Origin of the sequence: Thauera sp., from assembly GCF_035444905.1 — a bacterium.
In the GTDB taxonomy this organism is placed as follows: Bacteria; Pseudomonadota; Gammaproteobacteria; order Burkholderiales; family Rhodocyclaceae; genus Thauera.
This window is the reverse complement of the sequence record NZ_DAOMPS010000003.1, coordinates 127,053-142,287: the sequence shown is the minus strand read 5'-3', so window position 1 is coordinate 142,287 and position 15,235 is coordinate 127,053. Positions and strand designations below refer to the sequence as shown.

The window sequence follows — 15,235 nt, the reverse complement described above, 5'->3', positions numbered from 1 at the left end:
GCGCAATTTGCGCGCGCTCATTAGTGCGCATCGCTCCCGGCGGCCTGATCGGCGGCCAGCTCCTCATCGGCATAGGCGAGCGCGATGCGTCTGAACTCGTCGGCGATGACGAGGAAGGCGTCGAGGATCACCGGGTCGAATTGCGTGCCGCGCCCTTCGGCGATGATGGCGACCGCCTTGTCGTGCGGGAAGGCGGGCTTGTACACCCGCCGGCTGATGAGCGCGTCATAGACGTCGGCGATCGCCATCAGGCGCCCGGGCAGCGGGATCTCCTCGCCCGTGAGGCCGTGGGGATAGCCCTTGCCGTCCCAGCGCTCGTGATGACCGAGGATGAGCTCGCGCGCGAGCTTGAGGAAGGCGCTGGCACCGTGCTCGCCGCTGGCCACCTCGAGGGCCTTGCTGCCGTAGATGACGTGCTGCTTCATCTCCTCGAACTCGGCTTCGCTGAGCTTGCCGGGCTTGAGCAGCACGACGTCGCGCACCGCGACCTTGCCGATGTCGTGCAGCGGCGCGCAGCGGTACATCAGCTCGACCGTGGACGGGTCGAGCAGGTGCTGGTAAGGGCCGTGCCGGCTCAGGTAGGTGGCCAGCGCACGCACATAGTGCTGGGTGCGCTTGATGTGGCTGCCGGTCTCGGTGTCGCGGTACTCGGCGAGCGAGGCCAGGGCCTCGATGGTGACTTGCTGGGTCAGGTTGAGCTCGGCGGTGCGTGCCTCGACCAGTTGCTGCAACTCGGTCTCGTAGCGCTTGAGCGCCAGGTGGTTGCGCAGGCGCGCCTTCACCAGCACCGGTTCGTAGGGCTTGCGCACGTAGTCGACGGCGCCGAGCTCGAGGCCGATGGCTTCGTCGCCGGTCTGGTCGAGGGCGCTGACGAACATGACGGGGATGTGCTCGGTCGCCGGGTTGCGCTTGAGCCGGCGGCAGACCTCGTAGCCGTCCATGCCCGGCATCATGATGTCGAGCAGGATGATGTCCGGCTGCGGGTCGGCGTGGGCGATCTCGAGTGCCTTGGCGCCGGACAGCGCGGCGTGCACCGTATAGTCGGCGCGCAGCAGCTGGCGCAGCATCTCGATGTTGTCCGGGGTGTCGTCGACGATGAGGATGCTCTGTTTCTGTTGTTCGGCTGTCATCGCCTGTCCTGCGCTTCAACGGTCTTGGTGTGATGAGGGGCCCAGCGCGCCAGCCAGTCCGCCATCGCGGCGTCGAGCAGGCGCAACGCGTTGTCGAAGTCGAAGCAGGTGACGTGTTGCGCCAGCCTGTCGACCCGCGGGTCCTGCCCGTCGGTCAGCGCACGCAGCCGGGCCATGGCCTCGACGGCGTCGGTGTCGCTGCGCGCGAGCAGGCGACGTAGCTGTGACAGCGCGGCCAGTACCGCGTCGCCATCGAGCTCGCCGGGCTCGGCCGTCAGTGCCGCGGGCGCCGTCGTGCAGTGTGCCAGTCCTTGCAGGACCGGGCCAAGTGCCGCGTCGACAGCGGCCGCGAAGGGGGCGAGGTCGTGCTCCGGCGCGCCCGCGTGGCAGGCCGACTCGAGGGCCTGGGCGCAGGCGGACAGGGGTTGCGCGCCGATGCTGGCCGCCACGCTCTTGAGCGTGTGCGCGATGCGGGTGGCCGTGTCGCGGTCGCCGGCGGCAAGCGCCGTCTGGAAGCGCGCCAGCGCATCGTGCTGGCCGCTGACGAAGAGCTGCAACATGCGCGCGTACAGCGCCGGGCTGTCGCCGGCGTGGTGCAGGCCCTGCGCCTGGTCGATGCCGGGCAATTCCGCCGGCGCCGGCAGCGGGGCGGGCGGGCTGTCGGCGCTTGCGCTGCTGGGGTGCGCGGCGGCTGGCGAGCCCGCGCGCACGCGCGGCGTGATCCAGCGCGCAAGGGTGCGGAACATCTGACCGACATCGAGGGGTTTGCCGATCTGGTCGTCCATGCCGGCGGCCATGGCCTTGTCGCGATCGCCGGCCATGACGTTGGCGGTCATTGCGAGCACCGGCAGGGCCTTCATGCCGCGCTCGCGGATGGCCCGGGTCGCGGCGTAACCATCCATCACCGGCATCTGCAGGTCCATCAGCACGCCGTCGAAGGCCTCGCGCTCGAGCCAGGCGAGCGCCTCGCGGCCATTGCCGGCCACGCGCGTGCTGATGCCGGCGTTGGCGAGCAGGTCGATGGCCAGTTCCTGGTTGAGCTCGTTGTCCTCGACCAGCAGCAGATGGGCGCCGCGCAGCTTGGCGTGAAGGGCGTGCAGTTCCTCATTCCGCAGGCCGCGATGGGGGCGCAGCGCACTTGCCCTGCCGTGCGCGGCGAGGATGGCCTCGAGCAGGCTGGAGGGGGTGACCGGCTTGGCCAGCAGGCCATCCAGCCCGATCTCGGCCGGCAGCTCGCGCACGTCGCGCGCGGTGACGATGACCAGCTTGGGCATGCTCCCGGGCGCATGGCCGGCGCGGATGTGCTGCACGCATTCCAGCCCGTCCATGTCAGGCATGATCCAGTCGATGAAGGCCATGCCGAAGGGCTCGCCGCGCTCGCGCGCGTGGCGGATGGCGGTGATCGCCTCGGGGCCGCTGGCCGCGGTCGCCACCTTGAAGTGGAGCGCCTCGAGCATGTGGGCGAGCACTTCGCGCGCGCTGTTGTTGTCATCGACGACGAGGACGTGCAGGCCGTCGAGGTCGGCGCGGGTGGCCAGTGCCGGGGCGGCTTCCTGGCCACGGCAGAGGACCGGGAGGGTGAAGTGGAAGGTGCTGCCTGCGCCGGGCGTGCTGTCGACCCAGATGCGGCCGCCCATCATCTCGACCAGGTTCCTGGAGATGGCCAGGCCCAGGCCGGTACCGCCATAGCGCCGCGTGGTCGACTCGTCGGCCTGGCTGAAATGCTGGAACAGCCGCGCCTGCTGTTCGGCGCTGATGCCGATGCCGGTGTCGCGCACGCTGAAGTGCAGCACCAGCGGGCCGGGCGCGCAGTCGGCGGCCGCCCGGTCGGCGTTGCCCTCGGGGTCGGCGGCGACGCGCACGCGCAGCACGACCTCGCCCCGCTCGGTGAACTTCACCGCGTTGTAGCCGAGGTTGGTGAGGATCTGGCTCAGGCGCAGCGGATCGCCGCTGAGCTGGCAGGGCAGGCCCGGCGGCACGTCGAGCAGCAGTTCGAGTGCCTTTTCCTCGGCCTTCAGGCCGACCATGCTGGCGAAGTCGGCGAGCACCTCGCGCAGCGAGAAGTCGACCTGCTCGATCGTCAGCTTGCGCGCCTCGATGCGCGAGAAGTCGAGGATGTCGTTGATCAGCCCGAGCAGCGACTCGGCCGAGCGATGGACCTTGCTGAGGTAGTTGCGCTGATGGTCGGTCAGCGCGCTGTTGAGGGTCAGGTGCACCATGCCGATGATCACGTTCAGGGGGGTGCGGATCTCATGGCTCATGTTGGCGAGGAAGGCCGACTTGGCGCGGTTGGCGTCCTCGAGCTGGGCTGCGGTGGCCTGCAGTTCGGCGGTGCGCTGCTCGACGCGGGCTTCGAGCTCGCCCTGGATGGCATGCAGTTCGGCGGTGCGCTCGGCAAAGCCACGCGCGAGCGATTCGAGTTCGTCGTCCGTCCCCAGTGGCGCACCCAGCTCCTGCGGCGTGCGGTTCGACTGCACCCGACGGTAGAGCGCGAGGATGGGGCGGGCGATCGAGTTGCCGATCCAGGCCGACAGGAACACCGCGACGAGGGTCAGTACGGCACTCAGCAGCAGCACGCTGCGCACCACCGTCCACACCGCGCTGCGTTGCACGGTCTCGGGGATGCCGACCTCGAGCTGCAGGCCGAGCGCCTGCAGCAGGGGGACGCGGGCGTCGGGGGCGAGCGACTGGCTGATGTAGCGCTCGTCCGCCACATGGTTGTGGGCGAGCAGCTCGCGCCCTTCGGCAGACAGGCGAAAGTAGGCGCGCGGGTCGTTGAGGGGCTGGCGCAGGCTGATCGCCTGGAGATCGAACTCCACCACCACCGCGCCCTGCACGGTGTCGTAGAACACGATCGGTGCGACCACCGCGAGGCGGTCGGTGTCGGGCGTGATGAAGAGGGCGCGGCGGCCGAGGGCCAGCGCACGGCGCAGCGCGGTCGAGGCGTTGTAATCGGCCACGCGGCCACGGGCCTGGTATAGCGGCCGGCCGTCGAAGTCCACCAGCGAGAACGTGGTGACGTCGCGCCCCTCGGCGAAGTTCTCGGCGAGCCTGGGCAGGTACACCTCGCTGCCATGGGGGTCGATGAGGCCGTTGATGACGAGCTGGTTGTCGGCCAGGCGCTCGGTGTTCTCGACCAGATAGGCGATGCGCTGCTCGAGCAGGGCCTGCGAGAAGCGCCCGACATCGAGCAGGGTGCCGTGCACCTGGCGGTCGAGGTGGCTGTCGAGCAGCACCGCCACCATCGCCGTTGCCAGGATCATGATGGCGGCGACGAAGCCCGACACCTGCAGCACCAGGCGCTGCTTGAGGCTGCGGCGCGGTGGCGGGGCGGGCTGGCGGTCGGGCGGGGAGCGCGACATGATCGGCTTCAGCGCTCGCGCGCGATGAGCGCGCTGTCGTCGCCGAGGCGCACCCGGTGGCTGTCCGCTCGCCCCAGCGCGTCGTGGCGGTCGGTGGGCAAGGCGGGCGCCTGGCGCCTCACCGCGCCGTCGTGCTCGGCCAGCTGTTCGAGGGCGCGGCGCACGGCGCTGCGTTCGGTGGTGCCGGCCCGGGTGACCGCGCGCGCGAGCAGGTGAACCTGCTCATAGGCCCGGGCCACCGCCTGCGGCGCTACGATCGCGCCTGCGTCGCCGGCGGCGTAGCGTGCCAGGTAGCGCCTGCTCAGCTCGGCGGCGGCGGGCTGCGGGCCGTCCACCAGGCTGAAGCTCGACAGCCGGCCCGGGTCGAACCTGGCCTGGTCGTCGTTGGTCGTGACGCCCCACATCGGGCAGGATTGCGCGCCATCAGCCGTCGAGCCTGTGCCGGCCGAGCCCACCGCGAGCAGGGGCAGGCCGGTCTCCGCGGCCACCGCGCGCTCGGCGACGACGACCTCGCCCTGCACGCCGGTGAGCATGGCCACCACGTTGGCACGGGCGGCGAAGTGGCGCAGGTTGTTCGCGCCGACGGCGGGCCGACCACGATGATCGCGGGTGATCAGCTTGAGGGGCTGGCCCAGCACCCCGCCTGCGGCATTGATCTCGTCGATGGCGAGCGTCGCACCGCGCCTGAGCCCCGTTCCGGCGACGCTGCAGTCCTGTGACAGGTCGGCACTCAGGCCGATCACGATGTGCTCGCCGCGGCCGTACTTGTGCTCGAGCAGCTCCTCGCTGAGCGCGAGCAGCTGCGGGCCGATGACGTGCTCGAAGCGCTCCGCGATGTGCGCGGTGGCGGTGGCGAAGCGCGCGCGCTCGGCCTCGTCGAGGGTGTGGATGCTGACGCCGGCCTGGCGGATCGTCTCCAGCAGCAAGGCCTCGCGGCGATGGGTTTGCTCACGCTCCCAGGGCGTCAGCGCACGGGCCGTGTCGATCAGCAGCTGCTGGGTGGACGAGGGCAGGGTGTCGAAGACGCGCGCACTGATCATGAACACGTAGCCGAGGTAGCCGTGGCTGCTCAGGGTCAGGTGGGGCTGGACCTCATGCAGGCCCATGCTGGTGATGGCGACCAGCGGGTTTTCCTGGCCCTCGACCACGCCGTCGGCCAGGGCCTGGCGCAGCGCATGGAAGTCGATCGAGATCGGGTGCGCTCCCAAGGCCCGGAACTGCTCGATCAGGAGCCGGCTCTTCATGACGCGGACCGGGAGGCCGGCGAAGTCCTCCACGCGGCGCAGCGGGCGCGTCGCGGTGAAGTGCTTGAAGCCGTTCTCCCAGAAGGTCACGCCGACGAGGTCGATCGCACGCAGCTTGTCGAGCAGCATGCGTCCCGGCTCGCCGTCGAGCATCTCGTACAGGTCTTCCCGGGTCGGGAAGTAGAACGGCAGGTCGGCATACTGCATCGCCGGTACGGCGACGCTGATCTTGGCGGTGGGGGTCAGGAGGAGGTCGAGCTCGCCCAGGCGGGCCATCTCCAGCATCTGGTCGTCGGTGCCCAGTTGCTGTGCCGGGTAGAGGTCCACCCGCACCCGGCCCTGGCTGCGCTCGGCCACCTGATCGGCAAAGCGCGCGGCCGCCTCGTGCAGGGCACTGTCGACCGGGATGTTGTAGCCGAAGCGAAGCACGCGCACCGAGTCCGGGGCCACCATGGGCGCCTTGGGCGGGGCGGTTTCACCCCTCGGCAGCAGCGAGGCCCGCAACACCGCGGCGATCAGCAGCAGGAGGCTGATGGTGGCGGTGACCGGGTTCCTGAACATCGTGTCCTTCCTTGCCGCAGTGCGGGCCGAAGGCCGCCGAAGTCACGCACCTGCGTTGCATTCGCAGTGCGCGCTGCAGTAGTTTTCTGGGCTGCCCCGGATTCTATCCCCGCCGCGGGGCGCCACCTGCGCATTCCTGCACGGCGGCCCGCCGGCGCCGGCGGGGTTCAGTCGGGGGCGCCGGGTGCGCCGGAGAAGAAGCGCCCGGCGAGCGTTTCCAGCCCCAGCGTGTGCAGCAGCGCGGCGAGGCGTTCGGCCGGCCGGCGGCGCGGCAGGTCCTTGTAGCTGGCGATGATCAGCTCGTTCTTCATCGAGTGCTCCCAGCCCACCAGCTCGGTCACGCTGACCTGGTAGCCGTGGGATTCGAGCTGCAGGCCGCGCAGCACGTTGGTGACGTGGCTGCCGAACTCGCGGGTGTGGATCGGGTGGCGCCACAGCTCGGCGATCGGCTGGCGCAGGGCTTGCTGCTTGTTCTGACGCAGCGCACTGGCGACCTCGGCCTGGCAGCAGGGCACGAGCACGATGAAGCGGGCACGTTTCTCGAGTGCAAAGCGGATGGCGTCGTCGGTGGCGGTGTTGCAGGCATGCAGCGCGGTGACGACGTCGATGTGCTCGGGGAGCCGCTCCGAGCTGATCGACTCGGCCACGCTCAGCTTGTGAAAGCGCATGCCGGCGGAAAACCCCAGCTTGTCGGCGAGGCGGCGCGAGCTCATCACCAGTTCGTCGCGTGTCTCGATGCCGTGGATGCGGCCGGCCGGCGCGTGCTGCTTGAAGAACAGGTCGTGCAGGATGAAGCCGAGGTAGGACTTGCCGGCGCCATGGTCGACGAGCTGGATGTCGGGCCGTTCGGCGAGCGCCTCGACGAGCAGCGGCTCGATGAACTGGTACAGGTGATAGACCTGCTTCAACTTGCGCCGGCTGTCCTGGTTGAGCTTGCCGTCGCGGGTCAGGATGTGGAGCTGCTTGAGCAGCTCGATGGATTGCTCGGGGCGGATCTCGGGGTGCTGGGCGGTCATGGTGCGGCGTGCCGGGTGCGTGGAAGTGCGCGGACTGTACTCCGCTCGCCGGCGCGGACCAAGCCTGCGCGCGTCGCGCCGTGGGGTCGTGAGCGGGGCGCTTGGGGCGACGAAGTGCGAGGATCGCGGCTATCCTCTCGCGCTTTCGAATCAGTGGTCTTGAAGCACGCCGGCTGCGGCGCGCTTCGAGGGCAGCAGGGAGAGGAAGGCATGCAGGGCAGCAATGCAGGCACGCAGGCGCACCAAAGCGCCGCGCCGTCATGGGTCGGGCGCGTGCCGCCCGCCTTCATCGTCATCGTCGCCGGCATGGTGGCCGCGCTGCACATCGGCAAGATGCCGCCGGCGATTCCCGTGCTGCGCGATGCGCTCGGCGTCAGCCTGGTCGAGGCCGGCTTCCTGCTTTCGATGGTGCAGATGGCGGGCATGCTCAGCGGCGTGTTCATCGGCCTCGCGGCCGACGGTTTCGGCCTGCGCCGCAGCATGCTGCTCGGCCAGCTCACGCTGGCGCTGGCCAGCCTGGCCGGTGCGTGGGCGACGCAGCCGGCCGAACTGCTGGTGCTGCGCGCGGTCGAGGGCTTCGGCTTCCTGCTCGTGGTGCTGCCGGTGCCCAGCCTGATACGCCAGCTCGTGCCGCCGAGCAGGCTGGCGCTGCACCTGGGGCTGTGGGGCACCTACATGGCGACCGGCACCGCGCTGGTGCTGGCGGGCGGCCCTGCGCTGATGAGCCTGGCCGGCTGGCAGGGCCTGTGGGTGGCGCTGGCGCTGGTGTCGGCGGCGGTGGCGGCGTGGCTGGCGTGGCGTGTGCCGTCCGACCGCGCCCGCCGTGCGGCGGCTGCGCCTGCCTCGCATCCCGCGGCTGCGGTGGCGGCCGCGCCCGCGCGCTGGTCGGCGCGGCTGCGCGACACGCTCACCAGCTGGGGGCCGTGGCGGGTGGCGATCACCTTCTCGATGTACTCCAGCCAGTGGCTGGCGGTGATCGGCTTCCTGCCGGCGATCTATGCCCAGGCGGGCCTGTCCGGGCAGGTCGCGGGCCTGCTGACGGCATTCGCCTGCCTTGCCAACGTCACCGGCAACGTCGCCGCCGGGCGCCTGCTGCATCGCGGCGTGTGCGCACGCCACCTGCAGTACGCCGGCTTCGTGGCGATGGCGCTGACCGCCTTCGTCGCCTTCAGCCCGCTCAGCGCCGAGGCGCCGATCGCACGCTATGTCGCGGTGGTGCTCTTCTCGGCGGTCGGGGGCCTGATCCCGGCGACGCTGTTCGCGCTGGCGGTGCATGTGGCGCCCAACGAGCACACGGTGTCGACCACCGTGGGCTGGATGCAGCAGTGCTCGTCCACCGGCCAGTTCCTCGGTCCTCCGCTGGTGGCTTGGGTGGCGGGCGTTGCCGGTGGCTGGCACTGGACCTGGGTGATCACCGGCGCTGCCTCGGTGCTCGGCCTGCTGCTGGCGAGCCGGACCCGCTACCAGCGCGCCTGAGTCAGCCGCGCCGCCAGGCGTGATAGCGCGCCAGCCAGCCGAGCACGCGCTGCGGCGCGTGCGCCCGCTTCCATTCGCCGGCGGCGTACTTGCTGGCCTCGGAGAGGGTCGGGTAGGTGTGGATGGTGCCGAGGATCTTGTTCAGCCCCAGGCCGTGCTTCATCGCCAGGGTGAATTCCGCCAGCAGTTCGCCGGCATGCTCGCCGACGATGCTTGCGCCCAGGATGCGGTCCTTTCCCGGCACGGTCAGCACCTTCACGAAGCCGTGGTCGGCGCCGTCGGCGATGGCGCGATCGAGGTCGTCGAGGCCGTAGCGCGTGAGCTCGAAGGCGATGCCGCGTGCGCGCGCCTCGCGCTCGTTGATGCCGACGCGCGCCACCTCGGGGTCGATGAAGGTGGTGTGCGGCACCACGCGGTAATCGACCTTGAAGCGCCTCAGGTTGCCGAACAGCGCATTGACCACCGCGTACCAGGCCTGGTGCGCGGCGACGTGGGTGAACTGGTAGGGGCCGGCGACGTCGCCCGCGGCGTAGATGTTGGGGTAGAGCGTCTCGAGGTAGTCATTGGTGAGCACGGTCTGCTTCACCGGGATGCCGATCTCCTCCAGCCCATAGCCCTCCAGGCGGGCCTCGCGCCCCACGGCGCACAGCAACTCGTCGAACTCGATCCGCATCTCCTCGCCGGCGTGGGCGACGACGATGAATTTGCGTGGGCCGCCCGCGCCGTCCTCGCGCTCGCAGCGCAGCGCCGCGCAGCCGGTCAGCACGTGCACGCCGTCGCGTTCGAGGCTGGCGCGGGCGAAGGCGGCGACGTCCTCGTCCTCGCGCGGCAGCAGTTGCGGCGCGCGGCCGACCTGGGTGACCTGCGAGCCCAGACGAGCGAAGCACTGCGCCAGCTCGCAGCCGATCGGCCCGCCACCCAGCACCAGCAGGCGGCGCGGCGGCGCGTCCAGCCGCGCGAAGGCCTCCCACACCGTGTCGCTGGTCAGGTAGCCGACCTGTTCCAGCCCGGGCAGCGGTGGCACGGCCGGGCGCGCGCCGGTCGCGATGACGATGCTGCGCGTGGTGAGGCGCTGCCTGCCACCGTCGTTCAAGGCCACCTCCACCGTCCACGGATCGACAACGCGCGCATAGCCCTGCACGACCTCGACGCCCAGCCCGGTGTAGCGCGCCACGCTGTCGTGCGGCTCGATCCTGCGGATCACCGCGTGCACGCGCGCGAACACCGCGCGGAAGCTGAAGGTGGGTTCGGCCCTGTCCAATCCGTAGCGGTCGGCATGGCGGATCTGATGAGCGAGCTTCGCGCTGCGGATCAGCGCCTTGCTCGGCACGCAGCCGGTGTTGAGGCAGTCGCCGCCCATCTTGTGGGCCTCGACCAGCGTCACCTTCGCCTTCACCGCGGCGGCGATGTAGGCGCTCACCAGCCCGGCGGCACCGGCGCCGATCACCACCAGGTTGCGCTCGAAGCGCACCGGCCGCTGCCAGCGCGCGTACACCCGGGGCGCCTGCACCCAGGCCACCCCCTTGCGTGCGAGCAGCGGGAACACGCCGAGCAGCGCAAACGAGAACAGCAGCGCGGGCGACAGGATCCCGCTCAGGCTTTCGATGCGGGCAAGCTCGGTGCCGGCGTTCACGTACACCAGCGTGCCCGGCAGCATGCCGAGCTGGCTGACCCAGTAGAAGGTCTTCAGGCGGATCGGCGTCAGCCCCATCAGCAGATTGATCAGGAAGAACGGAAACACCGGCACCAGGCGCAGCGTGAACAGGTAGAAGGCGCCGTCGCGTGCGATGCCTTCATTGATCGCCTGCAGACGGTCGCCAAAACGTGCCTGCACGCTGTCGCGCAGCAGGTGGCGGGAGACGAGGAAGGCCAGCGTGGCGCCGATCGTGGACGCGAAGGAGACGATCAGCAGCCCCCAGCCCAGGCCGAACAGTGCGCCACCGGCCAGCGTCATGACTGCCGCGCCGGGCAGCGACAGCGCGGTCACCGCCACATAGGCGGCGAAGTAGAGCGCGGCGACCGCGAGCGGAGAGGCTTCGCGCCAGGCGGCGAAGCCGTCCATGCCGGCTTTGAGTGTGTCGAGATCGAGCTGGCGGTTCAGTCCGCTGGCGAAGAAGGCGGCGACGAGCGCGAGCACGGCCAGCAGCAGGAGGGCTTTCTTCATCGTTCGTCACCCGGGCTCGAGGAGCCAGCGGAGTCTGGCGGCGGCTCTGCGGCCGGGGGGACACGGCCCTCGGACCAGCGCCGGCTCAACGCGCGCAGCACCGCGAGCTGGTCCTCGAAGCGGGTGCAGCCCGCGCACATGGCCAGGTGCATGCGCAGCGCCAGGCGCTCGCGCAGCGACAACTCGCGCTCGAGCGCGTCGGAACACAGGCGGGTGGCATCCTTGCAGCTCAGCATGTGGGGCACTCTCCGTGCGAGAACCAGTTCTTTTCGAGGCAGGTACGCAGCCCGAGCCGGGCGCGGTGCAACATGACGTGGCAGTTGCCCTTGCTGATCGCCAGCTCGGTGCAGATCTCCGCGGTCTCCAGGCCGAGCATCTCGCGCATCATGAACACGCGCGCGAGGCTCTCGGGCAGGTGGTCCAGGCAGGCCTCGAAGATGCGCCAGAACGCCGACTGGGTGGCTGCGGCCTCGGGGTCGGCCCACGCGGCGGGACGGTTCTCGGGGCGCCAGTGGCCGTTGGCGCGGAACAGCGCGTCCACTGCGGCGTCGTCGAAGTCCGGCGCGAGCACGGTGCTGAAGTTCTCGCTGCGCCCGCGCCGGCGCAGCTGGTCGACCAGCTTGTTGCGCAGGATCGCGAACACCCAGGTCCTGAGCTCGGCGCGGCCGTCGAAACGATCCTGCTGGGCGCAGGCGGCCGCCATCGCCTCCTGCACCGCGTCCTCGGCGAGGTCGGCGTCGCGCAGCTGCAGGCGTGCGAAGCGCAGCATGTCGCGACGCAGGTCGGCGAGCGCCGCGTCGTTGTTCAGCAGCATCCGTCGCGCTCCGTGTTGGCCGCTGCGGGGGCAGCGCTGGCGTCGCGGCAGGTCGAGGCCTTGAGGCCGGCGGAGGACTTGAGGGCCCGGCCGTAGCACGCCTGGACGAGGTCGTGCATGGCGGGCTCACTGGCGGAATGACGTGGCGAGGCCGGGGTCGACGGGATGGGCGAGAGCGGCATCTTCAATGGGTGTCCGGGGTGAAGCGGCATTGTGCGCCGCGGGCGACGAAATGCAGATCGGCAAAGCCCGCCCGTGCGTGCTCGCCGGTGTTATCGGTGTCGGTGGCGACCGCGAGCAGGGTGAGCTCGACGCCTTCACCGCCGAAGGCGGTTGCGGCATCGGCGGCGATGTCGCGGCGTTCGTCCTGCCAGCGGCCGGTGGTGGCTTCGTCCGAGCGCAGCACGATCATGCGCGTGCGCTCGGTGTAGGCGTTGGCGGCCTCGGTGCCCACCGGGTAGCGGTTGTCCCAGACGTAGTTGAGCGCGGCGTCGGGCACGTGCTCGCCGTGGCGGGCGCGGGCCAGCGCGAGCCCGGCGCGCGTGGCCAGCCCGAGGCTGGATGGCGGCAGGCGGAAGCCGAGATAGACGCGCGCCGCATAATCATCGCCCTCGCGGCGGCGGAGGTCGGCCTTGTCGAGCCGGTTTTCGATGCGCCAGCGCCAGCACAGCACCGGCGTGGCCTGCAGGTCGGCCTGGATGGGGCGGGCGAGCAGCGACATGCTCGCCTCGGACTCGGCCTCGATCGCCATTACGCCATCCCATGCGCGGATGCGGTAGCGGGTGGGCGGCACCGCGGTGTCGAAGCGGATCTCCTGCCAGGGCGCGGGCGGCTGCGGTGCGGCGGTGTCGAAGCGGATCTCCTGCCAGGGCGCGGGCGGCTGCGGTGCGGCGGTGTCGAAGCGGCCGACATCGACCGCGGCCGCTGCGCCTGTGCTCACCGCCATCGCACAGGCGAACAGCTGCGCGAGCAGGGCGCGGGGCAGGGGGGGCAAGGATGCGGATCGGGCCATGCGCGGAAGTCCTTGGGCGAGGGGCCGGTGCGGCTTGGTCGCGGGCAGTGGGCGATTGCTTACACGACCGTGGCGGACGCGCCGCGATGGCGGGCGATGAAGCCGCGGTCGATGCGGTCCTTCCAGTGCCACACCCAGCGCCCTTCGGCGGACCACGGGCCCCAGGACGCGATGGCGTGGCGCGGACCGCAGGCGATGAGGTAGAGCGAGCGCGCACGCGGCTGGTAGCGCTGCGGCGGGGCGGGGATCGGACGGGTCGTCCGGGCGGCGCTGGTATCGGGTTGCGCGTTGGCCATCGCGTCGGCCCGTGCATCGGCCATCGGTGCGCATGCCGTGCCATCCGCCAGCGCCGCCAGCAGGTTGGCGGCGAGCACGGGACCGGCGTGCACCGCATGCACGCCCGAGCGTGCGAAACCGGGTGCAGCGCGGGTGCACACGTCGCCGGCGGCGTGGACGGCCGGGTGCGAGAGGCTGCGGTGGGCGGCGTCGACCGCGACCCAGCCCGCGGCATCGCAGGCCAGACCGCTGCCCTGCAGCCAGGGCAGGGCGCGTGCGCCGGTGGCGGCGATCACACAGTCGGCGGCCAGGGTGGAGACTGTGCGACCCTCCGCGTCGACGAGTTCCAGTCCGGCCGTGCTACCTCTGGCGCGGGCTCGGTGGAGCGCGATGCCGGCCTGCGCCAGCTGGCGCTCGACGCGCCGGCGCACGCCTTCGGCATGGCCGGCGAGCAGCGCGCCGGGCGGCGCGACGAGCGCGAGCGCCACCGTGCAGCCGGCGCTGCGAAAGGCCTGCGCGGCGGCGAGCACCAGCTCCACCCCGGCCGCGCCGCCGCCCACCACGGCGAGCCGGCGCAGTTCTCCCGCGCGCGCCGCGGCGAGCCGCTGCGGCCAGGCGGCGAAGAAGGCCTCGAGCGGCTTCACCGGCAGCAGCACGCCTGCCGGCAGGGCGTCGAGCGCGCGCGTGTCGGTGAGGCTGCCGACGTCGAGCGACAGCAGGTCGAAGTCGTGGGTCGCGCCCGCGTCGTCGTGCAGGCTGCGGCGGTCGGCGTCGAGCGCGACTGCGGCAGCCAGGCACAGCCGCGCGCCGGCTGCAGCGGCCAGCGGGCGCAGGTCGATGCGGCAGTCCTCGGCGCGGTAGTGACCGGCCATCCAGCCGGGCAGCATGCCCGAGTACCATTGCCAGGGCGAGGGCGTCAGCAGCACCGTCTCCACCCCGCGCGGGCGTTGGCGGGCGAGAGCGTGGAGCACGGCGAGCTGGGCATGGCCGCCGCCGACGAGGAGGAGTCGTTTCATGGCTTCGAGCGCGTGAGGCGCCGGGTTGAACTTGCGCAGCGTAAGCTTTTCCGAGGCATGTGCGACAAAAGAGCACGCCGGCCGCGCCTTGTTCCGCGCGCGGCAATTGCCCGCCCGCCCTTGCTACCCCCCCGATCCCCCCGACGGAGACCTTGTCAGATGCATGCCACCCTTCCGCTGCTCGAGACGCGCCGCTTTCCGCCGCTGCGCCGCGAGGCGACCACCACGCTGCAGGTGAACCTGGGCTATCGCTGCAACCAGAGCTGCGTGCATTGCCACGTCAACGCCGGCCCCGGGCGCACGGAGATGATGGACGCCGACACGCTGGCGCTGATCCCGCAGGTGCTCGCCGCGCGCGCGATCGGCACGCTTGACCTCACCGGCGGCGCGCCCGAGCTGCATCCCGGCTTCCGTGGCCTTGTGCGCGCGGCACGCGTGCTCGGCGTGCGGGTGATCGACCGCTGCAACCTCACCATCCTGTCCGAGCCGGGGCAGGAGGACCTGGCCGAGTTCCTCGCCGGCGAGGGCGTGGAGGTGGTGGCCTCGCTGCCCTGTTATTCCGCGGACAACGTCGACCGCCAGCGCGGCAAGGGCGTGTTCGAGCGCAGCATCGCCGGTCTGCAGCGCCTGAACGCGCTTGGCTACGGCCAGCCCGATACCGGGCGGGTGCTGAACCTGGTGTACAACCCGCAGGGCCCGGTGCTGCCGCCCGACCAGGCCCGGCTCGAGGCCGACTACCGGCGCGAGCTCGCGGCGCACTTCGGCATCGTGTTCACCCGCCTGTTCGCGCTCGCCAACATGCCGATCCAGCGCTTCGGCTCGACACTGATCTCGAAGGGCCAGTTCAACGACTACATGGCGCTGCTGCAGGCCAGCCACCGTGACGAGAATCTGGCCGCGGTGATGTGCCGCGCACTGCTCAGCGTGGACTGGCAGGGGCGCTTGTACGACTGCGACTTCAACCAGCAGCTTGGCCTGGCGCTGGGGGCGGAACGGGCGCCCGACGACGGCCAGGCGGGGAAAGGGGGCGAACCGGCCGGGCGCCCGGGCGGCCTGCATCTGCGCGACCTGCTCGTGCGCGACCTCGCCGGGGGGCCGATCCGCGTCGCCGGCCACTGCTTCGGCTGCACCGCAGGCAGCGGCTCGAGCTGCGGCGGCGCGCTC

Annotated in this window: 12 protein-coding genes; 2 read left to right on the top strand and 10 right to left on the bottom strand. The window is 71.2% G+C overall.

The genetic code is table 11. The annotated features are described in order from the left end of the window. Positions 1-20 precede the first annotated feature (20 nt). The 4 genes from PLC66_RS02660 to PLC66_RS02645 form a co-directional block, all read right to left on the bottom strand. The gene (locus PLC66_RS02660) at positions 21-1,130 is read right to left on the bottom strand and encodes a response regulator (protein WP_324537647.1); all 1,110 of its coding nucleotides are present in this window, start codon (positions 1,128-1,130) and stop codon (positions 21-23) included. Next, complete coding sequence (locus PLC66_RS02655; RefSeq protein ID WP_324537644.1) at positions 1,127-4,492, bottom strand: hybrid sensor histidine kinase/response regulator; 3,366 nt, start codon at positions 4,490-4,492, stop codon at positions 1,127-1,129. The genes PLC66_RS02660 and PLC66_RS02655 overlap by 4 nt, the downstream gene beginning before the upstream one ends. Before the next feature lie 8 nt (positions 4,493-4,500). Beyond that, positions 4,501-6,297 carry a DctP family TRAP transporter solute-binding subunit gene (locus PLC66_RS02650; RefSeq protein WP_324537642.1) on the bottom strand — a complete coding sequence of 599 codons (1,797 nt, stop codon included), beginning with the start codon at positions 6,295-6,297 and terminating at the stop codon, positions 4,501-4,503. Between the two features lie 167 nt (positions 6,298-6,464). Next, complete coding sequence (locus PLC66_RS02645) at positions 6,465-7,313, bottom strand: class I SAM-dependent methyltransferase (RefSeq protein ID WP_324537640.1); 849 nt, start codon at positions 7,311-7,313, stop codon at positions 6,465-6,467. A gap of 210 nt (positions 7,314-7,523) precedes the next feature. Here PLC66_RS02645 and PLC66_RS02640 point away from each other — a divergent pair, with 210 nt between their 5' ends. Further along, positions 7,524-8,789 (top strand): MFS transporter, encoded by a 1,266-nt coding sequence (locus PLC66_RS02640; RefSeq protein ID WP_324537638.1) that lies wholly within the window; start codon positions 7,524-7,526, stop codon positions 8,787-8,789. Position 8,790: 1 nt separating this feature from the next. Here the strand turns inward: PLC66_RS02640 and PLC66_RS02635 are convergent, their stop codons facing one another. The 6 genes from PLC66_RS02635 to PLC66_RS02610 form a co-directional block, all read right to left on the bottom strand. After that, complete coding sequence (locus PLC66_RS02635; protein ID WP_324537636.1) at positions 8,791-10,953, bottom strand: dihydrolipoyl dehydrogenase family protein; 2,163 nt, start codon at positions 10,951-10,953, stop codon at positions 8,791-8,793. Beyond that, positions 10,950-11,189, bottom strand: coding sequence for a zf-HC2 domain-containing protein (locus PLC66_RS02630; protein WP_324537634.1), 240 nt, complete (start codon positions 11,187-11,189; stop codon positions 10,950-10,952). Before PLC66_RS02630 ends, PLC66_RS02635 begins: the two co-directional genes overlap by 4 nt. After that, on the bottom strand, positions 11,183-11,767 hold the full coding sequence (locus tag PLC66_RS02625; protein WP_324537632.1) for a sigma-70 family RNA polymerase sigma factor: 585 nt from the start codon (positions 11,765-11,767) through the stop codon (positions 11,183-11,185). The genes PLC66_RS02630 and PLC66_RS02625 overlap by 7 nt, the downstream gene beginning before the upstream one ends. Further along, complete coding sequence (locus PLC66_RS02620) at positions 11,758-11,886, bottom strand: hypothetical protein (RefSeq protein ID WP_324537630.1); 129 nt, start codon at positions 11,884-11,886, stop codon at positions 11,758-11,760. Before PLC66_RS02620 ends, PLC66_RS02625 begins: the two co-directional genes overlap by 10 nt. 65 nt (positions 11,887-11,951) lie before the next feature. After that, complete coding sequence (locus PLC66_RS02615) at positions 11,952-12,779, bottom strand: DUF3047 domain-containing protein (protein WP_324537628.1); 828 nt, start codon at positions 12,777-12,779, stop codon at positions 11,952-11,954. Between the two features lie 59 nt (positions 12,780-12,838). Next, positions 12,839-14,071 (bottom strand): FAD-dependent oxidoreductase, encoded by a 1,233-nt coding sequence (locus PLC66_RS02610; protein ID WP_324537626.1) that lies wholly within the window; start codon positions 14,069-14,071, stop codon positions 12,839-12,841. Between the two features lie 159 nt (positions 14,072-14,230). Here PLC66_RS02610 and arsS point away from each other — a divergent pair. Next, positions 14,231-15,235, top strand: a 1,005-nt coding sequence (arsS, locus tag PLC66_RS02605) for an arsenosugar biosynthesis radical SAM (seleno)protein ArsS (RefSeq protein WP_324537624.1), incomplete at its 3' end; no start/stop codon positions are given.